General features: G+C 63.0%; 15 protein-coding genes and 1 tRNA gene. 5 read left to right on the forward strand and 11 right to left on the reverse strand.

Annotation, left to right across the window (positions count from 1 at the left end):
- Window positions 1–1,620 carry a carboxyl transferase domain-containing protein gene (locus GC119_RS04385; protein ID WP_151952520.1) on the reverse strand — a complete coding sequence of 540 codons (1,620 nt, stop codon included), beginning with the start codon at window positions 1,618–1,620 and terminating at the stop codon, window positions 1–3.
- Between the two features lie 167 nt (window positions 1,621–1,787).
- Between GC119_RS04385 and GC119_RS04390 the strand changes: the two genes are divergently transcribed.
- Window positions 1,788–2,492: a TetR/AcrR family transcriptional regulator gene (locus GC119_RS04390; protein WP_151952521.1), complete on the forward strand. Its 705-nt coding sequence runs from the start codon at window positions 1,788–1,790 to the stop codon at window positions 2,490–2,492.
- A 48-nt stretch (window positions 2,493–2,540) separates the two neighbouring features.
- Here the strand turns inward: GC119_RS04390 and GC119_RS04395 are convergent, their stop codons facing one another.
- The 4 genes from GC119_RS04395 to GC119_RS04410 all read right to left on the reverse strand — a co-directional run bounded on the left by GC119_RS04395 (window position 2,541) and on the right by GC119_RS04410 (window position 5,581).
- On the reverse strand, window positions 2,541–2,765 hold the full coding sequence (locus GC119_RS04395; RefSeq protein ID WP_151952522.1) for a sulfurtransferase TusA family protein: 225 nt from the start codon (window positions 2,763–2,765) through the stop codon (window positions 2,541–2,543).
- 111 nt (window positions 2,766–2,876) lie between these two features.
- Window positions 2,877–3,932, reverse strand: coding sequence for a YeeE/YedE family protein (locus GC119_RS04400; protein WP_151952523.1), 1,056 nt, complete (start codon window positions 3,930–3,932; stop codon window positions 2,877–2,879).
- A 483-nt stretch (window positions 3,933–4,415) separates the two neighbouring features.
- Window positions 4,416–5,315, reverse strand: coding sequence for a universal stress protein (locus GC119_RS04405; RefSeq protein ID WP_070573191.1), 900 nt, complete (start codon window positions 5,313–5,315; stop codon window positions 4,416–4,418).
- Between the two features lie 193 nt (window positions 5,316–5,508).
- Window positions 5,509–5,581, reverse strand: a tRNA-Thr gene (locus GC119_RS04410).
- A 163-nt stretch (window positions 5,582–5,744) separates the two neighbouring features.
- Here GC119_RS04410 and GC119_RS04415 point away from each other — a divergent pair.
- On the forward strand, window positions 5,745–6,869 hold the full coding sequence (locus GC119_RS04415; protein ID WP_151952525.1) for a M20 family metallopeptidase: 1,125 nt from the start codon (window positions 5,745–5,747) through the stop codon (window positions 6,867–6,869).
- Window positions 6,870–6,899: 30 nt separating this feature from the next.
- Here the strand turns inward: GC119_RS04415 and pdxS are convergent, their stop codons facing one another.
- Complete coding sequence (pdxS, locus tag GC119_RS04420) at window positions 6,900–7,811, reverse strand: pyridoxal 5'-phosphate synthase lyase subunit PdxS (protein WP_151952526.1); 912 nt, start codon at window positions 7,809–7,811, stop codon at window positions 6,900–6,902.
- Between the two features lie 166 nt (window positions 7,812–7,977).
- Between pdxS and GC119_RS04425 the strand changes: the two genes are divergently transcribed.
- Entirely contained in the window at window positions 7,978–9,564 is a 1,587-nt protein-coding gene (locus GC119_RS04425; RefSeq protein WP_193215614.1) for a PLP-dependent aminotransferase family protein, read from the forward strand.
- A gap of 29 nt (window positions 9,565–9,593) precedes the next feature.
- Here GC119_RS04425 and GC119_RS04430 read toward each other — a convergent pair whose 3' ends face one another.
- The gene (locus tag GC119_RS04430; protein WP_151952528.1) at window positions 9,594–10,748 is read right to left on the reverse strand and encodes a DNA polymerase III subunit delta'; all 1,155 of its coding nucleotides are present in this window, start codon (window positions 10,746–10,748) and stop codon (window positions 9,594–9,596) included.
- Window positions 10,745–13,279: a dTMP kinase gene (tmk, locus tag GC119_RS04435; RefSeq protein ID WP_151952529.1), complete on the reverse strand. Its 2,535-nt coding sequence runs from the start codon at window positions 13,277–13,279 to the stop codon at window positions 10,745–10,747. Before tmk ends, GC119_RS04430 begins: the two co-directional genes overlap by 4 nt.
- 92 nt (window positions 13,280–13,371) lie before the next feature.
- Here tmk and GC119_RS04440 point away from each other — a divergent pair, with 92 nt between their 5' ends.
- On the forward strand, window positions 13,372–14,127 hold the full coding sequence (locus GC119_RS04440) for a biotin/lipoate A/B protein ligase family protein (protein WP_070573477.1): 756 nt from the start codon (window positions 13,372–13,374) through the stop codon (window positions 14,125–14,127).
- A 221-nt stretch (window positions 14,128–14,348) separates the two neighbouring features.
- Window positions 14,349–17,171: an esterase-like activity of phytase family protein gene (locus tag GC119_RS04445; RefSeq protein ID WP_151952530.1), complete on the forward strand. Its 2,823-nt coding sequence runs from the start codon at window positions 14,349–14,351 to the stop codon at window positions 17,169–17,171.
- A 230-nt stretch (window positions 17,172–17,401) separates the two neighbouring features.
- On the opposite strand, the gene GC119_RS04450 is transcribed toward GC119_RS04445, so the two are convergent.
- The 3 genes from GC119_RS04450 to topA form a co-directional block, all read right to left on the reverse strand.
- Window positions 17,402–18,178 (reverse strand): hypothetical protein, encoded by a 777-nt coding sequence (locus tag GC119_RS04450; protein WP_151952531.1) that lies wholly within the window; start codon window positions 18,176–18,178, stop codon window positions 17,402–17,404.
- A gap of 448 nt (window positions 18,179–18,626) precedes the next feature.
- Window positions 18,627–19,001: an ectoine synthase gene (locus GC119_RS04455; protein WP_070777745.1), complete on the reverse strand. Its 375-nt coding sequence runs from the start codon at window positions 18,999–19,001 to the stop codon at window positions 18,627–18,629.
- 274 nt (window positions 19,002–19,275) lie between these two features.
- Window positions 19,276–22,026 carry a type I DNA topoisomerase gene (topA, locus tag GC119_RS04460; RefSeq protein WP_193215615.1) on the reverse strand — a complete coding sequence of 917 codons (2,751 nt, stop codon included), beginning with the start codon at window positions 22,024–22,026 and terminating at the stop codon, window positions 19,276–19,278.
- Window positions 22,027–22,150: the final 124 nt, after the last annotated feature.

The following is a 22,150-nucleotide window of genomic DNA, read 5'->3' on the forward strand; positions in this document are numbered from 1 at the left end:
TCACATCCTGAACACGCCGTAGCCGGGCGCGTTGTTGGGGCGGGCAAGCGGGGCGTAGCGGGCGGCTTCGAGAGCCAGTGCGAGCACCTGGCGGGTGTCACCGGGTTCGATGATGCCGTCATCCCACAGCCGTGCCGTCGAATAGTAGGGCACGCCCTGGGTTTCGTACTGCTCAAGGACAGGCGCTTTGAATTCGGCTTCTTCTTCTGCCGACCACTCTTCGCCGCGTGCCTCAATCTGGTCGCGCTTGACGGTTGAAAGCACACTGGCAGCCTGTTCGCCGCCCATGACGGAAATGCGGGTGTGCGGCCACATCCACAGAAACCGCGGGCTGTAGGCGCGCCCGCACATCGAGTAGTTTCCAGCACCGTAGGAACCGCCGATCACCACGGTGAACTTCGGCACCCGGGCCGTGGCGACCGCGTTGACCATCTTCGCGCCGTGCTTGGCAATACCGCCTGCTTCGTAGTCGCGGCCAACCATGAAGCCGGTGATGTTCTGCAGGAAGATCAGCGGGGTGTCGCGCTGGTCACACAGTTCGATGAAGTGCGCGCCCTTCTGCGCGGACTCACCGAACAGCACGCCGTTGTTGGCGATGATTCCCACGGGGTGTCCGTCCAGGTGGGCGAAGCCGGTGACGAGCGTCGTACCGTACTCGGCTTTGAATTCGTGGAACTCGCTGCCGTCGACCAGGCGGGCGATGACTTCGCGGACGTCATAGGGGGTTTTGAGGTCAGCGGGCACCACCTGCGTGAGTTCGTCCGGGCTGAACAGCGGTTCGCGCGGCTCTTTGCGCGCCCACGCCGGGGTGAGGCTTTCCTGCGGCGGAAGCGTTGAAACGACATCGCGCATAATCTCCAGGGCGTGTTCGTCATTGGCCGCCAGGTGATCGGTGACACCCGAGGTGCGCGAATGCAGAGCACCGCCGCCAAGCTCCTCGGCCGTAACAACTTCGCCGGTTGCGGCCTTCACCAGCGGCGGACCGCCCAGGAAGATCGTGCCCTGTTCATTGACGATGATCGATTCGTCCGCCATTGCCGGAACGTACGCACCGCCGGCAGTACACGAGCCCATGACAGCCGCCAGCTGCGGAATACCGGCGGCCGACAGTGTGGCCTGATTGTAGAAGATGCGGCCAAAGTGCTCACGGTCAGGAAAGACATCGTCCTGATTCGGCAGATTGGCACCGCCGGAATCCACCAGGTAAATGCACGGAAGCTGGTTTTCGCGCGCAACTTCCTGGGCGCGCAGGTGCTTCTTGACGGTCATCGGATAGTAGGTTCCGCCCTTGACCGTGGCGTCATTGGCAACAATGACGCAGGTGCGCCCGGCAACAACGCCTATGCCGGTGATGATTCCAGCACCCGGGCTGTCGTCGTTGTACATGCCGTTGGCAGCCAGGGGAGAAAGCTCCAGAAACGGAGTGCCGGGGTCCAAAAGCTGCTCTACCCTGTCGCGCGGAAGCAGTTTGCCTCGGTCGATGTGCCGCTGCCGTGAACGCTCGGAACCGCCCAGGGCGGTTTGGGCGACGCGCTCACGCAGTTCGTCGATGAGCTTTTGGTGCGCCGCAGCGCGTTCGGCGCCAACCGCAGCATCAGGCGGTGTGCCTAGTGTCTTCATCCGAACTCCTTCGTACTGGATACCACCGGGCCGGCAGACTGAATTCTGAAGACCAAGCCCTGCCGATTTCAGTGAATTGCCACTAACTGAAAGTATAGTATGTCGATGTGTCGCCAGACACAAGCACGGACCGGCAAAGCCAAAAGCGGCACAGTGAAGGAGGGCCCATGACAGGCAGTGACGCTCCCCAGCCCACGCGGCGCCAAGCCGAAAAAGAGCGCAGGCGCCAGCAGATCCTCGACTCCGCCAAAAAGCTGTTTGCCCGTCAGGGGTTCCGCGCGGTCAGCATTGACGACATCGGCGCCGGTGCCGGGATCTCGGGCCCAGCGGTGTACAGGCATTTCGAATCCAAAGAGGCCCTACTGGCCGAACTCCTCGTGGGCATATCCAAACACCTGCACACCGGCATGAGCGCTATCGTCAACACCCACAGCGGTCAGAGCGCAGACAAAGCAGACGGCACAGCAAAGCGCCCCCACGCCGACCCCCACCCCGGTAAGGGCGTAGCGTCGGGTGAGGGCGCCTCGGCAGTGGGGGCCAGCCCGCGTTCAGCGATGGAAGAGCTTCTTGCCTTTCACGTGGAGTTCGCCGTCAACGAACCCGAGCTCATTCGCATTCAGGACCGCGATTTCGAGGCTCTGCGGGAGAGCGACCGCAAACGGGTGCGCCGCCTGCAACGGGAATACATGACCGGCTGGGAAGACGTGCTCGTGCAGGTGCGCCCCGACCTTAAAGGGGCCGGGGCGCGCGTGCTCGTGCAGGCTGTCATCGGGATGCTCAATTCGACGCCCTACGTGGTGCGCCGGCTCGAATCAAACGTCATTGAGCGGCATCTGCGCAAAGCCGCTCACGCCGCCCTCGGCCTGGGCTGAGGCTTCAGACAGCGGCGGGCCGCCGGGGTGACGCGCACTCCCCTGCCGTCACGCTTTCTGGACTGTGATCGTCCAGCTCGCATCGCCAACACGGTCAAAGTGCGTCACTGGGTAGCCGTTTTCGGCAGCCCATTCCGGGATCGCCTCCGTCGCCTGGGTGCAGTCAAAGTCGATTTTGAGCTCATCGCCGACAGGCAGAGTCTCCATGGCCTTCTTCGCTTCGACCAGCGGGAACGGGCAGACCTGGCCGACGGTTTCGAGTACGTGCTGCATATTCATCTTCTCCTTGATAGGACGCGCTTGGGGCGCAGGGCCGCGCCCCAAGCGCCGGATTCCGTGCCGAAGTGTTCGGGCACGAGGGGTGGTTCAAAGACGGCGGGGGTCTTAGGCGCGAACGGGCGCTTTCTTTTCAGATGCGGCTTCCTGCGAAGTGCCGCCGCCGATTGTGAGCTTGGCGGCGACTCCCGCTCCGATCACCATGAATGCGAGCGAAACCCAGCCCTGCCAGGTCATCATGGCGGTCTGGACCATCCCGTTGCCGACAGTGCATCCTCCCGCCAAGGCAGCGCCGAAGCCCATGCCGATACCGCCGAGGATTGACTTGACCACTGTGGTTGCGTCAGGAACGCGCAGACGGAACTCGCCGGAGGCTTTGGCCGCAATGAACGAACCTATGATGAGCGACACGGTGAAGTAGACGCCCCAGTCGACGAGTTCGACATCGCCAGAAGCCAGGTAGGTGACCAGGTTCGCCGACGGAGTCGTCACACCCAGCCCGCTGTTGCGACCGGCAGCAGCTGAGAGCACCCAGCCGATGGTGGCGATGACGCCGATGACGGCTGCTGTGGCAAACGGGTTCCAGCGCTTTTCAAGCAGCAGGTGCTTCACCCCGCTGTAGCGGGGAGGAAGGGTCGCAACCTTGGCGCGGCCTCCGTTGTGGTGGATCGTCAGCCAGGCGGCCACAGCAGCCAGGATGATGGTCAGCACCCACGGGGACACGTGCAGCGTTTCGTAGATCGCGCCCTGCGAGATTTCGATATCGCGCATGCTTTCAGTGAAGCCGCTGAGCGGGCCGTGCTTCATGATCGAGGCGGTCAGCGCGTACATGCCGAGTGCAAACCATGAACCGACGAGCCCTTCACCGGCGCGGTAGTACGTGCCGGTGGCGCAGCCCCCGGCGACGACCATAGACGCTCCGAAGATGAAGGCGCCGATGATGGTTGCCGCCCACGGGAACCCCTTGGAGTCCAGGTGAATCACGCCGAGGGACACCAGCGCCCACAGGCCGACGGCGTGCACGGCGATAAGCAGAATGAATGAAGAGAACCAGCGTGTTTTTCGTGCGAAGAAAACGTCACGGAATGCACCCGTGGTGCAGTAGCGTCCACGCTGCAGGATAAAGCCGAGGACGCCGCCGATCACAAGACCGGTCAGTGGCATAGCAAGCCTTTCGTGTTTGCCCTCTCAACCGCACCGAATCAAGCGCGGCGGCTTTGCCGCAGCGCCATTGGCTGAACCGAGCAGCGCTCAGCGCGCGACTACACGCGGCGCAGGCCGGACAACAGCCGTGCTGGCTCGGTGAGCGGAGGGAATTTTCTGGGAACCGAGTCCGCCTGGACGGCGGGCGCCCCAATCAACACGAAGACGTGCAGATGTACATAAAGTCAACAGCCCGGCGGGAGAACAGCACATTGCGCTTGGCAGCCATGTTCTCTCCTTGATCTTCGGGCTCAGATGCAGTTGTCCCACGGGAACAGCTGCTGCAATCATGCGCCACCGCTGTCGGGCGTGTCAACACGCGCGCATCGAACGATGGCGGTTTCGTCATCGAAGAACAGAGAAGGGCAGGGTTCTATTCCCGCTTTGGGTTCTCGCGATGCCCATCCTGGGTTCTCGCCCCAGGAAAGAGGCAGTGGACGGAGTTCAGTTGATGATGCGGCGGCTTGCCAAACGCGGGTCGTCGCGGAATGTCGACAGCAGAAGCGAACTCCGCGCTTCGGTCACAAGCCCCGCAGCGGCTCGACCCAGCTGGACCGCCATACCGTGGAACAGGTTCACCCCACGCTTGCCGATGCATAGCAGCTGCGCGTCAGCCGACGCCTCGGCCAGCGCCTGCACCGGGTTGGACGATTCAACGAACTTCGCGGACGCCTTGAGATCGCGGAACTCCGAGCGCAGCCACGTGAGATCGAAGTCCACCTGCGAATTCGCCCGCTCAGAGTTGTCCAGGGTCCCGGTGGCTACAACCACGTGCAGGGGCACACCCGCCCGCTGCGCAAAAGCCGCCGCATCGAGTGCTGCGACCGCGGAATACTCCGAGGTGTCCATGCCGACGACAACCGGACGTTCATCACGGGCGTCTTCACTGCCCTCGGAATCGTCAATCGGCCGGTGGATGACAACCGGACACAGCGCATGCCCCGGCAGCCCGCGACTGACAGTGCCGATCCGGCCTGCAACAGGCTGATCCGAACCGTGATGGCCGATGACCAACAGCCCGGCATCCATGCCGCACTTGTCGAGCTCTTCGGCAGGATCACCGAACAGCACACGCGATTTCACCTGGGCGCCTTCGGGAACCACGAGCTTCGACATGACCCGCTCGATTGCCGCCTGACCCTTTTCACGGTCCTCAGGCGTTCCAACAGTCGTGAAAGTGCCGGGCAGGTTGTGTTCGTAATCGCCTGCCGGCCGTTCTGTTTTGATGACGGTGACAAGGTCAACGGGAGCGTCCTGCGCGAAATTGTCCACGGCGAACTGCGCCGCTTTGCGACTCGAACCAGAACCGTCGATTCCGACGACGACGTCTCCGCTGATCTTCACGTGCCACTCCCGATAAACGCTCTGCCTTCTCCTGCACCCTACTGTAACCCGGACCACACACCCTGAACACGCGCGAGGCGCCGCCCACCTTTCCCAACCGGCACCTCGGTGGCGTGGCAGGAAAGCTGCGCGGCACCTCGTAAGACAAAGAAGAATCTCCCCTTCCAGACTGGAAGGGGAGATTCTTACGCCGAGCCGCCTGCCGGAATCGAACCGGCGACCTATTCATTACGAGTGAATCGCTCTGCCGACTGAGCTAAGGCGGCAACTCGGAAAAGAATACTCGAACGTCAAGACAAGAGCAAAACGATCGCACCGGCTGAGTCCGCACCCAGTAAGGTGACAGGGTGGCTTGCCCACCGCCGCGCAACAGTCGGCACGCACATACCGACCGACAGCACACAACAGCTAGGAATAGGGATATCAACAGTGGACAGCACGGAACTCGACCGATTCATCCGACACTTCCGCACACTCGTGGAATGCGAATCCCCGTCGATGGACCATTACGCGCTGTCTCAGTCCGCCCGCGTACACGCCGCCGTCGGCAAAGAGCTGCTCGGAACGGCACCCCGGATCATCACCGCGGCAGACACTCCGCACCTTCTGTGGCGGTTCGGCACGCAGCCGCGGAAGGTCATCATGATCGGCCACCACGACACCGTGTGGCCCATGGGCACGATCGACACCATGCCCTTCGCCGTCAACAAGGGCGTCATCACCGGCCCCGGAACGGACGACATGAAGGGCGGGAACCTCATCGCCCTGTACGCCGCCGCCCGAGTGCAGAAGAAACTCGGCTCACTCGACGGGCTGTCAATCTTCATCAACGGCGATGAGGAGCTCGGCTCACCATCGTCCCGCCACCTGATCGAAACGGAAGCCCACGGAGCATCGGCCGCTCTGGTATTCGAATCCGGCGGGCCCGACGGTGAGCTCAAAGCTGCCCGCAAAGGCGTTGCACTCTACGGCCTCAACGTCACCGGTCGGGCTGCCCACGCCGGTGTGGAACCTGAGCGAGGCATCAACGCCACGATTGAGGTCGCCCACCAGATCCTCGGTGTAGAACAGCTGAACTCCCCCGAAGTCGGAACGACCGTCGTCCCCACAGCTCTGCGATCCGGCACCACCACCAACACCGTCCCCGCCGAAGCACAGCTCGACATTGATTCGCGCGCACTCACGGTAGCCGAACAGCTGCGAGTCGACTCGGCACTGCACGCGCTCAACCCGCATCTGCCCGGCGCGCAGATCGAACTGACCGGCGGCATCAACCGCCCGCCCATGGAAGAGCGCTCCAGCCGACCGCTGATCGAACTGGCGCAGCACATTGCCGATAGTCAGGGCCTGCCGGAAGTGCGGCCGATTTCGGTCGGCGGAGGTTCCGACGGCAACTTCACCGCGGGCATCGGCGTTCCCACGGTCGACGGCCTCGGCACCGTCGGCGGAGGTTCGCACGCTGACGACGAGCACGCGCTCATCGACTGGATCGGCCCGCGCACCACGCTGACCGCCGGAATGCTCGAACACCTGCTGACCGTCGGCTTGGAGTGACCCCGGCTGATCTGGCAGCCGCCGGCTGGTTCACCAACCGCGTTCAGCCAGCCGGTGAGGCGCCGGGAGGTCAGCGACGTTGATGCCGACCATCGCCTTGCCCAGGCCCCGGGAAGCGTCTGCGATGACGGCCGGATCGCTGTAGTTCTTCACCGCGGTGACAATCGCCTTGGCGCGGGCTTCGGGATTGCCGGACTTGAAAATGCCCGAGCCCACAAACACGCCGTCAGCACCCAGCTGCATCATGAACGCGGCATCGGCCGGGGTGGCAACACCACCGGCGACCAGCAAAGGCACCGGCAGGCGACGCTCGCGCGCGGTTTCAACGACGAGTTCATACGGGGCTTGGAGTTCCTTGGCTCGGACGTAGAGTTCGTCCGGCGCGTTTTCGTACAGGGAAGCGATTTCGCTGATTTCGCGATTGAGCGTGCGGATGTGCTTAGTGGCCTCCGAAACGTCGCCGGTACCCGCCTCACCCTTCGAGCGGATCATGGCAGCGCCCTCGTTGATGCGGCGCAGGGCCTCGCCCAGGTTGGTCGCACCGCAGACAAACGGAACCTCGAAGGCGTGCTTGTCGATGTGGTGGACGTAGTCGGCTGGGCTGAGAACTTCAGATTCGTCCACGAAGTCCACGCCAAGCGACTGCAGGACCTGTGCTTCGACCTGATGGCCGATGCGGGCTTTGGCCATGACGGGAACGTCAACGGCCTCGATGATCGAGTCGATGAGGTCCGGGTCGGACATGCGGGCAACACCGCCCTGCGCGCGGATATCGGCGGGCACGCGCTCCAAAGCCATGACCGCGCGAGCTCCCGCATCTGCGGCTATGCGGGCCTGTTCGGCCGTGACAACGTCCATGATGACGCCGCCCTTGAACTGTTCGGCCAGTCCTCGCTTGACCATGCTCGACTGTACGGCGGTCTGATGTCCGGGTGCTGTCATGGGGTTCCTTTCGGTCTTCGGCCGTCGCAGTTGGTGCAGCTGGCGCGGCTGCGGCGGCCCTGTGATGTGACTTTGCCCATCGTGGCCCGCAAAGCGGTGCAAAGCGAGGTCCAGTTCAGCCTGAAACAGATAGACCACTTAGCTGATGGTCGGCTACTGTCTGAGCATGGCCCGCACCCCTCGCCCCGTGACTCTGCCTGTGTCTGTCGACCGTGCGGCAAGCGCGTCGCTTCCCGTGCAGATTGCCGGACAGCTGCGCACCCTCATTGAAACCGGAACTCTTGCCCCCGGTGCTGAACTGCCTTCAACCCGCAGCCTCGCCCACCTGGCAGGAGTTTCACGCGGCACGGTCGTCGCCGCCTACGACCAGCTGACAGCAGAAGGTTGCATTGTGTCCACCGAAGGGTCCGGCACGATTGTCAGCCCCGACCTCGCAGCAGTCCCCCGCCCAATGGCCCCAGATGAGCCGCGCACCGCGGGCGGTTCCGGCGTACGCGGGCAGGCACCTCGGGAGCTGGGCACCGGAATGCACGGAAGCAACACGGTCAGCGAGACCAAGGCGAACGTGACAAGTCGCGCGAAGGCGGGCTCCGCCAGGTCAATCAGCCTCCTGCCGTCGCGCGTGGACGGCTCCGGGATCGTGTCGCCCATGTGGCGGGCGGCGTGGCGGTCGGCCGCGAGCGCTGCCGAAGACGACTTTCGGGCAGGGACCGCTGAACCGCTGGGCCTTGGCGAGCTGCGAACCGCGTTTGCCGACAGGCTTCGGCGGGTACGCGGTATGCACGCCTCAGCCGAGCGCGTGGTCGTCACCGCAGGCGCCCGCGACGGTCTCCGGCTGGTTCTGGACTGTCTGCAGCGGCGGATGAGGCGAGATGACAAAGCGACCGGGTCAGCGGGGTCGGCTGGGCGTCCGGTGCTGAGCATCGGCATTGAGTCCCCCGGCTACCCGGGCCTGAGGCGGGCTGTCGAGGCTTTGAGACACCAGCTGATTCCTGTGGCCGTTGACGATCACGGACTGGTTCCCGAACGGATTCCTGCCGGTTTGGATGCGCTCATTGTGACGCCGTCGCACCAGTATCCGCTGGGCGGTTCGCTGCCGCTGGCCAGGCGTCTGGCGGTATTGGCCGCAGCCGAAGGGGATGGTTTTGCTGTGATCGAGGATGATCACACCGCCGAATTCCGATGGGATGCGGCACCCTTGCCGACTCTGGCAGGACTTGCTGTTGCCGGGCGGACGCCGGTTGTGATGCTGTCATCACTGGCTTCTCTCATAAGTCCCGGCATTGCTCTGGGGCACCTGCACGTCCCGGCGGAGTGGATTGACGACATTGCGGTTCTGCGCGCACAGCTGGGTGCACCGGTGGGGCGGATTCCACAGCGGGCAGCCGTGAAGCTGATCGAATCTGGCGGTTTGGAGCGCCACGCGGCTGCTGTGCGCGCCCAGCATCGGATCAAGCTGGATGTTGTGCGGACCTTACTGGGGCGTGTTCCCGGGTTTCATGTTGACGAGGTGCCCGGTGGTCTCGCTGCCGTTGTCACCATGGACCTGCCAGAGGCTGAACTGGTTGCCGCAGCCGAGGCGCACGGGGTTCGCGTCCAGCCGCTGTCGGAGTATTGGGCTGGCGGCCTGACTGACGGCGGTGGCGACTATGCGAGGCTGCCTGACGGGGTCGTTGTGGGTTTCGGCGGACCGGAGGACGAACTGCACACGGGACTGCGTAGGCTTGTGGAGGCCGCACGTTCACTGAGGTGAGCTGCAGTGCACCGGTTCAGCGCACCGACTCAGCGCACCGTGTGATTTTCAAGCCAGGGGTTAGCCAGCCCGATGAACGCCGCTTCGACAATCAGCAGGGGTGCGGTGTTGGTCTGCAGGCGTTCGCGGGCGAGTTCCAGAACATCAATGCGTTTGAGTGTTGTCGTTGCGTCGTCTTGTTCTGCGATTTCGCGGATGAGTTCGGCTTCGCTGATGTTGATGAGTGTGTCGCCGCTGCCCAGCTGGGTCAGCAGGACGTCGCGATACAGCGAAAGAAGTTCCAGCATGATCGAATCAAGTTCATCTGCCCGCGCCCGCACTGCTCGGCGCTTCTGTTCTTCTTCCAGCTTCTTGACCTGCGGCCGCAGGGCTGGTGGAACTGCTTTGCCGGGTTCAACGCCGAGGGTTTCGAGCAGTTCGGCGCGCTCTTTTTCCGAGCGGGCTTTTGTGCGCTCTTCTGCGCGTTCGGATGCCGCTTCGACCGTTCGACCTGCCAGCCGCACTGTCGCTCCGACGGATGTGAGCCGACGCGGGATTTCGAGGATTCTGCGGCGGGCCTGGGCGGCATCGTCGTCCAATGCCAGGTGTTTAGCTCGCCCAATGTGGTTTTGCGCGGCAGCCGCAGCCCACCGAGCACGTTCGGGGTCGACGCCGTCGCGGTTGACCAGCAGCTGTGCGACGGCTTCGGTCGGCGGGATTCTCAAACCGACGGTCCGACAGCGCGACCGGATGGTGGTGAGAACGTCTTCGGGGCTGGGTGCGCAGAGGATCCACACTGTGGAAGGCGGTGGTTCTTCGATGGCTTTGAGCAGCACGTTGGACGTGCGCTCGGCCATGCGGTCGGCGTCTTCGATGATGATGACGCGCCAATCAGCGTTGACCGGGGAACTTTGGGAGGTGCTGACCAGCTGCCGCACTTCGTCAATGGAGATGACGGACTTCTGCGTGCGCAGCATTGTCATTGATTCGTGCGTGCATGCCAGTGCTCGCTGAGCTGCGGGACTGAGGCTTTCGCCGTGGTCTTCAGTCAGCAGCGCAGCGGCGAAAGCCCGGGCGGCGTTGGACCGACCTGAACCGGGTGGGCCCGTGATGAGCCACGCGTGTGTCATCCCCTGGCCTGCGGCAGCGGCGGCGAGTTCGCCGATTGCGGCCTCTTGGCCTACGAGGTCGTTCCACACGCTCAACGGCGCCCCCTGCGGGCTTGGCGCAGCCGTTCACGCGCCTGACGTTCGAGTTCGGTCTGCCTCCGCAGCTTGTCAGCGCTCTGCTGCGGTTGGGACGGCAGGATTCTGGTTGCGGCGTCTGCCTCAGGACTTACGGCGGGTGTGTCCGGAAGAATCGCGTCTGCTTCCGGCACCGGAGTCGGCTGAGGCGGCAAAACGACCGTCGCCGGCGCGGCTTCGTCGCCATCGTCCTGGGAGCTTTCGCCGTTGTGGTGCGCTTCAACATACTGCTGGCCGCTCTGGGCGAGCTTTTGTTCCTCTTCGGCCTGCGCGAATTCATCGTCAAACGGCATGGCCTGTGTGGCATCGGGGTCATCTGAGGTCAGCAGATCCGCCGCAGAGCGCCGCGACGGACCGGACGCAGCATCCGCCGGCTTCGGACTGTGCCCCAGGCTTGCAGCGTCAAGTGCCCGGTCAAGAGCAGCCGCAATGTCCTCCGAGACTTTCTGGACGGGCTGATCGGCGTTGATGACGACGTACCGGTGCGGGTCTTCCCTGGCCAAAGCGAGGAAGCGTTCGCGCACACGCCCGCGGAACTGCGCTGACTGTTTATCAAGGTGGTTTTCATCGCCGCGTTGTGATGTGCGTGCGGCGGAGGCTTCCGGGGAAATGTCCAACAGCAGTGTGAGGTTGGGCATGAGCCCATCAGTTCCCCACGCCGACAGTGCGAAGACGTCTTCTTCTGCAAGTTCGCGACCCGCGGCCTGGTAGGCAAGCGATGAGTCGATGTAGCGGTCAGTGACCACAACTCCGCCGGACCGCAGGGTGGGGTCGACCAGCGATGCTACGTGGTGAGCCCTGTCAGCGGCGTACAGCAGAGCCTCCGACTTCGGCATGACTCCCTGACCGTCAAGGATTGCGGCGCGGATCTGCTGACCTTTGTCGGTTCCACCGGGTTCGCGAGTCAGTTCGACATTGTGCAGCCCCCGGTCGGCCAAATATTTGCCGATGAACTTGATCTGGGTTGATTTGCCCGATCCGTCAGGGCCTTCGACGGCAATGAAGAAACCGCGCTGCGCGGTCCGCGGGGAGGGAGTGCGCAGACCTTCACCGGGTGACGCCTGCCCCTGCGAGCTCTGTTCTGCCAGGCTCCCAGCCGGAGCGTGGACCTGCGTTGGCGCGTCGGAATCGTCGGCGGCGGCAGGCTGTGCGGGATCGGCGTCCCCTGTTGTCCGGGAGCGAAACGCGTGGACGATGTCGACGCCGATGCCGTGAATGCCCGTGGGTGAGAACAGGAACAGAGCGGCAATTCCGCCGCCGGCGGCGAGCAGACCCACACTGGACACGGCAACTGCCGAACCGGTGATCTTCCACGTTGATGCTTCGCTCAACACCACCGTGAAGCGCGCATCCAGGCTGAGGATGAGCAGAGTGATGATAGCGCCGATTCCCAATCCGATGCGCCGCGAGATCTGGTAGTCCTGCGCCCGCACGCCCACGCCGACAGCGAACGCCGCTGCCCCGAACAGCAGAGCAGTGCCCGAAACTTCGTGGACCATGCCGCCGAAGATGGCGAGTATGCCCGCGCCGATCAGCGAAAAGGCGGTGAGTCTGGGTCGGGTCATGCCGGGAGCAAATGTCGGCCCCGCTTCGTAGCCGGCAGCCCAGCCGATCAGCACGGCGCACACCATGAGCCCCAGGCTCATAATGCCGAACGATTCGTCAGAAGCAGTGGGCACAATCACTACGAAAATCGAGCCGATTACGCCGAACAGAGCGTACACCGGCCACGGAGCGCCCACGTCTACGTGTGCACGGGCCTGCCGCAGAGCGCGCGTGAGCGGAAATGCCCCGGTTGAGGGAATCCGGGAGCGCTGCAGCGGCGAGACGATAATGAGAACACCGACCAAGATGATGACAATGCCTGAAGTGAAAACAGTCCAGGGAACGGCGAGCATTCCGGCACCGATGCCGGCTCGAATCTGCGCGACTGCGCCGATGAAGAAGAAGATTCCTGCGGCAACCGTGCCGGCCCGCCAGGGTTTGGTGTGAAGTTCGGGGGTGTGAATGACCTGCAGGGAAATGAGCGCGCCGAGGAAAAGCGCGGCGATCGCACCCATCCACACCGTCGAATACACGCCGAACACAATGAGGACCACGCCCGTCAACACGGACGTGATGGTCAGAATCAGAGTACGCTGCGAAACGTCCATTGCGCGGACGCGCTTAAGCGGCAGAAAGCTGCCGATGCTCAAAAGCACGATGGCCGCCAAGTAGGCAGGGTTGGCGAAGTTCCGGTTGAAATCGCCGTCAGCTTCGCGCTGCACAACGGCGGCGAGCGCACCGCCGCGGGCAGAAGCCCCAAAGCCCACGACACCGGCCAGGGAGTATGTCAGCAGAACCGAGGACATCACGGCCAGCCACGTTGCGGCTTCGAGAACGGCGTGCCCGATGACACCGCGCTGCGGACTGATGACCGCCATACGCTCAGAGGTGTCTGTGTTCGGACCGCCGAAAGGCTGGTCGGCCGAAAGCCTCTTGTCACTGCTCATATGCTGACCTCCTGTCTCCTGACACTCCCAGCCTACGTTGACCCCCTGACATGACGCTGAACAGACACGTCCCGGCCCGCTACAGTGTTTCCGTGCCGACACTCCATTTCCTGCCCCGCGGTCACGACGATCCGCTGACAGCGCTCTCTTTAGCCCGGGTGCTTCTTGATTCGGTGCGCGAAGGCCGCAGGCCCGGCGCGCTGCGCATCTACCGGCCCGAGCCGACCGTTGTGTTCGGCGGGCGAGACAGGTTCCTCACCGGGTTCGACGAAGCGGTGGGAAAGGCGCGCACAGCCGGGTTCACTCCCCTGCTGCGCACGCTCGGCGGACGTGTGGCCGCCTACCATCACGGCAGTCTCGTCATCGACCACGTGGAGCCCGCAGACCAGATGTTCACGGGCACAAAGGCGCGCTTCACCTCGTTCGGCGACATGTACGTGCGAGCCCTCCGGTCGGTGGGGATCGATGCGAGGCTCGGGGAAATCCCCGGCGAATACTGCCCGGGCGAGCACAGCGTCAACGTCGCAGGAAAGATCAAGGCGATCGGCACGGCGCAGCGGGTGACGAAGACAGGGTGGCTGTTCTCATCGTCGGTGGTCATCACCGACCCGGCACCCATCCGATCCGTGCTGACAGAAGTCGAAGCGGCTCTCGGGGTTGACTGGGACCCAGCCACCGGCGGAGCAATCAGCGAAGTCCACCCGGATGTCACTGTCGACGCCGTCGAACGGGCGTTCACGGCGGAGTATGCGCGCGAATACGACCTCGAAGCCTCGGAGTTCTCAGCCGAGGAAATTGACGCGGCCGCCGCGTACAACTCAGTCAGCAGGCTCGACTCCACTTGCTAATGCAGATCCACGCTTTAATGCGGCGCATTAGCGCGTGCATCTGCATTACAGCGTGCGAACGGCCCGACGCGACTGCGCAGGCAGCCCAGGGTGAAAACGGCCCACAGGGCGCAGCTCCACCGCCACCCCGTTCACGCAGTTTTAGCTTCACTGCAAGAGTGAGTTAACCGACGAATACGACGGTGTAGAGGTTCGAATTTCGGTCTGCAGAAAGTACACCCGTGAACCTCACTCGTCTTGCACCAGCAGTCCTCGCCACCGGTTTGGCAGTCGGCTTCGGCATCACACCCGCCGTTGTCAGCACACCCGGAGCCACGGCCCCGGTAAACGCGCAGACCGCCCCGGCTGGCGCCTCGTTCGCTCGAACCGCAACCTACCCCGTCTACGAAAACCGGCCCAAGGGCGCTGGCATCACAGACGAAACCGTTGCCGAAATCTCCGACATCTCCGACGACGGCAAGACGATGGTGTACACGGACGCAGCCGGAAAGCGCATCGGATTCCTCGATGTGAGCGACCCCGGCAGCCCGAAGGGGCTCGGCACCGTCAGCCTTGCAACCCTGGGCAACAAGGGCGATGAGCCGACCTCGGTCGCAGTTGTGGGCGAATACGTGCTCGTCGTAATCAGCGAAACCGGCAAGGACTACGAAAACCCGAAGGGTCGCGTTGACGTCATCAAACTGAGCGACCGCAAAAAGGTCGGCTCCTACGATCTGGGCGGCCAGCCCGACTCGATTGCCATCAGCCCCGACGGCAAGCGCGCCGCAATTGCGATTGAAAACGAACGCGACGAAGACAAAGGCGACGGCGGGCTCCCCCAGCAGCCGACCGGCTTCGTCCAGACGATCAAGCTCGAAGGCGACCCCGCCTCAGACTGGAAGCCCGCACCTGTTCGCTTCCACAATGAGGACGGCACTGCCCTGCCCAAGGTCGCCACGGCCGGCCTTGACACTCCAGAAGACCTCGAACCCGAGTACGTTTCCATCAACAGCCGCAACCAGCTTGCTGTCACCCTGCAGGAAAACAACGGTGTGGCGATCATCGACCTGAACACCAATGAGATTCAGAGCGTTTTCAGCACCGGCAGCGTCGACCTTGAGAATGTTGACGCCAAGAAGGACAAGCTCATCAAGCCCACAGACTCGCTGGGTGGCGTACCGCGTGAGCCCGATGCGGTTGCCTGGATCGACGATAAGCACCTGGCCACCGCCAATGAGGGCGACTGGAAGGGCGGCAGCCGCGGATGGTCGGTCTTCGACAGCAGCGGCAAGGTCGTGTGGGATGCGGGTTCGTCGATCGAAGACATCGCCAACCGCTACGGCCTGCACAACAACAAGCGCGCCAACAAGAAGGGCCCGGAAATCGAGGGTATTGCAACGGCGACCATGAACGGCACCCGCTACGCTTTCGTCGGTTCGGAACGGTCGAACTTCGTTGCCGTCTACAACGTGGAAAACCCGGCCAAGCCCGAATTCGTGCAGCTGCTGTTCAGCACCAACGGCCCCGAGGGCATCCTGCCGGTCGAAAACCGCAACATGCTGCTGGTCTCCAGCGAAGTCGACGAAGCCAAGGCCGGCGTGCGCTCCGCTGTCAACGTCTACCAGCTGTCCGACAAGAAGGACCCACAGCCGTCGATCGTGGCTGATAAGTCCGAACTGGGCTTCAGCGCTCTGGGCGCGCTGACCTCCCACCCGACTGACGCGAAGACCCTGTACGCCGCATCCGACTCCGCACTGGCCGAAGGCCGCGTGTACACCGTCAATGTCAGCGACGAAAACGCACCCGCCCGCATCACCGAAGCACGTTCGGTCACGCACGGCGGCAAGCCCGCCGAAGGGCTCGACATCGAGGGCATTTCCGCACGTGAGGACGGCGGCTTCTGGATTGCCTCGGAAGGCAAGACGGGTAAGAAGAACGCCATTCACCGCACCGACGGCGACCTCAACATCAAAGACAGCATCAGCCTGCCGGATGACGTTGCCAAGCACGTCGGCAAGTGGGGGCTCGAAGGCGTTGACGCAATCGACGACGGCAAGGGCGGCGAATACGTCTACGCCGCACTGCAGCGCCCCCTGTGGAAAGACCCCGAAGCCGACAAGCTCGAAGCGCTCGAAGGCGACAACACGGTGCGCATCGGCCGCTACAGCACCACGGACAAGACCTGGGAATGGTTCTCCTACGAACTCGACTCCACTGACAAGGCCGGCGACTGGATTGGCCTGTCCGAACTCACCGTGGTCAACAAAGACACGCTCGCCGTGATCGAACGCGACAAGCAGAACGGTCCGAACGCCGAAATCAAGCGGATCATGAAGGTTTCACTGCCGGGCGGCGCTGCGGCTGGTGGTGAAGCTGACTCCGCTGACGAGGCGCCGGTCGCCGGCAGCTCGGCCTCGGGTGCCGACGGTGAGACCAAGGCTGCAGAGGAAAGCGCAAAGCCGCAGAAGGTGAAGAAGGCTGTTGCGGTTGACGTGCTGCCCAAGCTTCAGGAACTCAACGGCTGGACACAGGAAAAGCTGGAAGGCTTCACCATCGCAGCTGACGGGCAGGCCTACGCCGTCACCGACAACGACGCGCTTGAAGACGCAACCGGCGAAACCGTGTTCCTGCGTTTGGGCAAAGTCTTCGACGAAGACGTGCCCCCGGCAGACGAGCCGGGTGACGACACTGCCGAGGGCCCCTCGGACAAGCCCACCGAAGATGGTGAAGACGCGAAGCCGGGCGATGGTTCCAACGACGGCTCCGCAGACGAGCCGACGGAAGGTGCTGAAGACACAAAACCGGGCGGCACCTCGGGAGACTCTGACGATGCAGATTCGGCAGACCAGGCCGAAAGTGGCGCCGAAGACGGGACCGACGGCGGCGCTGGCGACCAGGCTGGTGAGGACGAAGGTGGTAAGGCCACCTCAGAGGCGAAGGCACCTTCCTCGCAGGGCGGTTCACTGCCGCGCACGGGTGTGAGCATCGCGGCTGCCCTTGCTGCGGCCGCCGTGTTCATCGGCGGAGGCTTCGGCCTGCGCGCTTTGGCCCGCCGTCGCGGCTGATTTCCGGCCCGGCGGCCGGCCACTTGGCCGCCTGGCCACCTGGCCACTTGGCCACCTGGCCACCTGGCCACGCAGATTCGCTCTTTAATGCAGATTCACGCGCTGATGCGCTGCATTAAAGAGCGAATCTGCATTAGCGCGCAAAACCAGCCTGGCTAACGGGCACGAGGCGGTGCTTGATGAAGGGTTTGGCTGCCCCTAGGGCCGCTGGTGTGCAGGACGGCGATGTTTCAGCCGAGCAGGCCCAGCTCTTTGAGGCGGGAACGCAGACGGTCGAGGTCATGGAGGTCACGCCACATGATGCGGACAACCCTGTAGCCCAGTCGATGCAGCTGATGCTCGCGTTCCTTTTCGCGCAGGAGCTCATCGCCGTCGTCGCTGAATCCGCCATTGGCTGTCGACCGATATTTCACGGCCCCGTCGAACTCGATGATGATGCGCTTATCTGCGATAAGTCCGTCAACGCGGGCAACGAATATCCCGTCTTCGTCGAGGATTTCGACTTGCTGTTCGAGGTTGCGGACTCCGAGCATGCGCAGCTTAGCCATACATACGCTTTCGCCATAGGACTCAGCAAGTCCGTTGGCCAAGCGCAGCGCCCAGCGCACACGCGCACAGCCAGCACGGTGGGCGTAAGCTTCAGCGATTTCGTGGGCTTGGGCTAACAGCTGTTCGCGCTGGAGGGGAGCTGCGCGCAGAACAGCGTCCAGCACCGCCGTGCCGTATTCGACGGATTCGTCTGCGGCCAGATCGACAGCGGTTCGGACGGGGCTTGTAATGGCAAAGCCCCGCCAGTCAGCGATTTCTGCTTCGCCTATCTGCCTGCGCCGCCGGTGAACAGTCTCGCCCCTACGCGACAGATTCGGGTTGGTCAGTTCGACGGTGCGAGGCACAGCTTTGACGGGCAGCCCCTGCAGCAAAGCAGCGGTCGAATGGCTGAGGACATCATCCCGGTGCGCCGTTTCAGCGATCAGCGCTGCCTTTGCGGTGTGCAGATTCGCCTGCATTTGACGCCACGCAGCATTGCGCAGTTTTGCATCCGCACGCGCAGCCAAATCAACCGTCGCCTGATCCGCGAGCTGCCAAAAGTGCCGATGTCGAGGGCATAGTCGCACAACCGCATAGATCCCGCGGTGCAGGCGTTCGACGCAACACGAAACGGCTGACCGCAGCTGTCCCATTTGGATGCCGCAGGTCGCCGCCATTTGGTTGGTGAAAACACTATGCACCCTTTTATGTCACCGCAGCGGCTCGGTTTCCACAAGGGGGTCTACACAACCTGTGGATAACTTCGGCCGCCCGCATTGCGCCAGATTCACGCGGCAGTGCAGATCCACGCGCTGTTGTGGCGCATTAACGCGCAAACCTGCATTAGCGCGCAGGTCCGGGCTGGTGCCGAGCACAGCAAAGCCCGGTCTGCGTGACTGCACACAGACCGGGCGATGCGGTAGAAAATCAGTAGCTGGAGAAGCCGTCTTCGCTCAGCACGTGCTTTTCAGTGCCGTCGATCGGCGGGTTGAAGATGCTCAGCAGCTCCATGTCTTCGTGATCGGAGGCGCGCAGGTAGTGCGGGTCGTGCTTGTCCAGCACGTAGATGACGCCGGGGGTCACGGGGTACACATTGCCGTCCGTGTCCTCAACATTGCCAGACCCCGAAATGCAGTAGCAGGCTTCGAGGTGGTTACGGTACTCAAGTTTCGATTCAGTTCCCTTGCGCACAACGGTGCGGGCAACTGCGAAACCCATGTTGTCTTTTGCAGTCAGGACGCGCTGGCTGGTTCCAGCACCCCACTCAACGGATTCGACATCGTCAACGGAACGTGTGAACACGGTGCCTCCTATAAGTCGTATTGAGAAATACGTATGGTCATTCACGCTATGAAAACGTCCCCTGCGCATTCAAGGCTCAAGGGACATTTTCAGAGCTTACCTAGGATTCTCTGCGGCCACGGTCAAAGGGCAACCGGGCTCACGGCAAGGTCGAACACAGCTGTTGACAGCATCCAGACCGCTGGCCGCGGCTCATCTCAATCGCGCTGCCGTCGGTGTCCTAGCGGCACAGACACACCGGTCGCGAAAGCAGAGAGGCATCCCTCCCCGTCCGTCACGATTTCTTAGCGGTGCTGGTCGTCGAAGTGCTCTTCTTAGCCGCAGTCGTTTTGCGCGCAGTGGTCTTGCGTGTGGTCGTCTTCTTCTTGGCAGGCCCCTTGGCGCGCTTTTCTGCCAGCAGCTGGAATGCGCGTTCGGCGGTGATGCCTTCGACGGTGTCGTCCTTGCGCAGAGTTGCGTTCGTGGTGCCGTCGGTGACGTAAGGACCAAAACGACCGTCCTTGAGCACGACCGGCTTTTCGGAGTTCGGGTCGGTGCCGAATTCCTTCAACGGCGGTTTTGCAGCACGGCGACCGCGAGTTTTGGGCTGTGCGAAGATCTTTTCGGCTTCTTCAAGCGTAATGGTGAAGATCTGCTCTTCAGATTCGATAGACCGGGAATCCGTGCCCTTCTTGAGGTACGGACCGTAGCGTCCGTTCTGTGCCGTGATGTCCACACCTTCGGCGTCCTGGCCGACAACCCGCGGCAGGCTCAGCAGCTTCAGCGCCTCTTCCAGCCCGATGGTGTTGAGGTCCATTGATTTGAATAGGCTCGCTGTACGCGGCTTGGGCTTCTTGGTTCCCCGCTTGGGCTTTTCGTCAGGTTCCGGCAGAACCTCTGTGACATAGGGGCCGAAGCGGCCGCTCTTGGCGACAATCGTGTGTCCGCTTTCTGGGTCTACACCGAGTTCGCGGTCGCCGTCGCCTTGTTTTTCGATGAGTTCGCGAGCCTTTTCTGCCGTGAGTTCGTCCGGGGCGAGGTCATCGGGCAACGACACTCGTTTGGGCTGTTCCGGGTTGTCGCCTTCGGCTTCGAGGTAGGGCCCGTAGCGGCCAACGCGCAGGTTGATGCCCTCTGCGATGTTCACCGTGTTCAGTTCACGCGCATCGATGTCGCCGAGGTTGTCGACGATTGCCTTCAGCCCAACGTGGCCAACGTCGGAGTCCATGCCCGCCGGCGCATCGTGACCGTCGTCGGCGCTGTTGCCGAAGTAGAAATCGCGCAGCCATTCGGCGCTGTTTTCATCACCCTTGGCGATTTCGTCGAGATCAGCTTCCAGACCAGCGGTGAACTGGTAGTCAACGAGGTCGTCGAAGTGCTCTTCTAGCAGTTTGACCACCGAGAATGCCAGCCAGCTGGGAATGAGCGCATTGCCGCGGGTCGTGACGTAGCCGCGGTCTTGGATGGTGGAGATGATTGCCGCATACGTTGAGGGGCGGCCGATTCCGAGCTCTTCCATGCGCTTGACCAGGCTGGCTTCTGTGAAGCGCGGCGGCGGTGCGGTCGTGTGGCCGTCGGCTTCCACCCGGTCGACCGACAGCGCGTCGCCTTCTTTGACGTCCGGCAGGCGGCTCTTGTCCTTTTTGTCGGATCCGTAGCGTTCGAGGTCCTGGCCTTCTTCGTAGGCGGCGAGGAATCCCTTGAACGTGATGACGGTGCCGCTTGCGGTCAGTTCGGCGCTGCTGCCGCTGCCGAGGTCGGCATTGATCCGCATGGTCGCGGTCGACCCCTTGGCATCAGCCATCTGGGATGCGACGGTGCGCTTCCAGATGAGTTCGTAGAGCTTGAATTCGTCGCCGCGCAGCTGCTTTGACACCTGGGCCGGGGTGCGGAAGTGGTCACCGGCGGGCCTGATGGCTTCGTGGGCTTCTTGCGCGCCCTTCTGCTTGGACGCGTAGATGCGCGGCTTGGAGGGCACGAATTCGGGGCCGTAGAGTTCGCCCACCTGGCGGCGGGCAGCTGAAAGCGCTTCTGTGGACAGGACCGGCGAGTCCGTACGCATATAGGTGATGTAGCCGTTTTCGTACAGTGACTGTGCGGTGCGCATGGCCTGGCGCGCGCTCATGCGCAGCTTGCGGCCAGCTTCCTGCTGAAGGGTCGAGGTGGTGAAGGGCGCTGCGGGACGGCGCGAGTACGGTTTGGTCTCCAGTGCCGCCACCGACAGTCCGTCTTTGGCGTCGCCGCTGAGTTTTGCGGCAAGGCCTTCGGCATCCTGCTGAGTGAGGATGCGAGCTTTGGTGCGCGGTTTGAGTGTGCCTTCGTCGGTGAAATCGCGGCCCTGTGCGATCTTCTGCCCGTCAACGGCGGTGAGCTTGGCCGCGAAGCTCTCCCTTTGACCGGGAGCCTGCAGGTCGATGTCGAGGTCCCAGTAGTCGGCTGAAATGAACGCCATGCGCTCACGTTCGCGTTCGACGACCAGGCGGGTGGCAACGGACTGCACGCGGCCGGCAGACAGGCCCGCACGGACTTTGCGCCACAGGACTGGAGAGATTTCGTAGCCGTACAGGCGGTCGAGAATACGGCGGGTTTCCTGCGCGTGCACGAGGTCGTGGTCGATTTCGCGCGTGTTCTCCAGCGCCCTTTCGAGAGCTTCCGGAGTGATTTCGTGGAACACCATGCGCTTGACCGGCACTTTGGGTTTGAGCACTTCCAGAAGGTGCCACGCAATGGCCTCGCCTTCGCGGTCTTCATCTGTTGCCAGGTAGAGTTCGTCGGCCTCTTTGAGCAACTTGCGCAGCTCGGTGACCTTCTTCTTTTTGTCAGGGTCCACCCGGTAGTAGGGCTTGAAGCCGTCGTCCACGTCGACCGCGAATTTGCCGTAGGGCCCTTTTTTCATGTCCGCGGGCAGTTCAGAGGGCTGCGGGAGATCCCGAATGTGTCCCACTGAGGCTTCGACGGTGTAGCCGTCGCCCAAAAAGCCGACAATCGTCCGCGCTTTCGTCGGGGACTCGACGATCACCAAACGACGTGGTTTCTTCTCAGCCACAGTTTTCCTTTCCACGGACACGCTGCGAATGTAACACCGGGCACTGACACGACGGCAACGCTGATGATCGCACCACCGTCTGTGAACTGCTTTCAGCCGCTGTCAGCAGCTGTACGACACGGCC

The sequence above is a fragment of the Brevibacterium sp. Marseille-P9724 genome (assembly GCF_902500275.1).
Taxonomy (GTDB): Bacteria; Actinomycetota; Actinomycetes; order Actinomycetales; family Brevibacteriaceae; genus Brevibacterium.

Coding starts and splice junctions, on each gene's coding strand:
- GC119_RS04385 (WP_151952520.1), bottom strand. CDS start 1,620: ATGAAGACACTAGGCACACCGCCTGATGCTGCGGTTGGCGCCGAACGC.
- GC119_RS04395 (WP_151952522.1), bottom strand. CDS start 2,765: ATGCAGCACGTACTCGAAACCGTCGGCCAGGTCTGCCCGTTCCCGCTG.
- GC119_RS04400 (WP_151952523.1), bottom strand. CDS start 3,932: ATGCCACTGACCGGTCTTGTGATCGGCGGCGTCCTCGGCTTTATCCTG.
- GC119_RS04450 (WP_151952531.1), bottom strand. CDS start 18,178: ATGCAGGCGAATCTGCACACCGCAAAGGCAGCGCTGATCGCTGAAACG.
- tmk (WP_151952529.1), bottom strand. CDS start 13,279: ATGAGCAGTGACAAGAGGCTTTCGGCCGACCAGCCTTTCGGCGGTCCG.
- GC119_RS04390 (WP_151952521.1), top strand. CDS start 1,788: ATGACAGGCAGTGACGCTCCCCAGCCCACGCGGCGCCAAGCCGAAAAA.
- GC119_RS04425 (WP_193215614.1), top strand. CDS start 7,978: ATGGCCCGCACCCCTCGCCCCGTGACTCTGCCTGTGTCTGTCGACCGT.
- pdxS (WP_151952526.1), bottom strand. CDS start 7,811: ATGACAGCACCCGGACATCAGACCGCCGTACAGTCGAGCATGGTCAAG.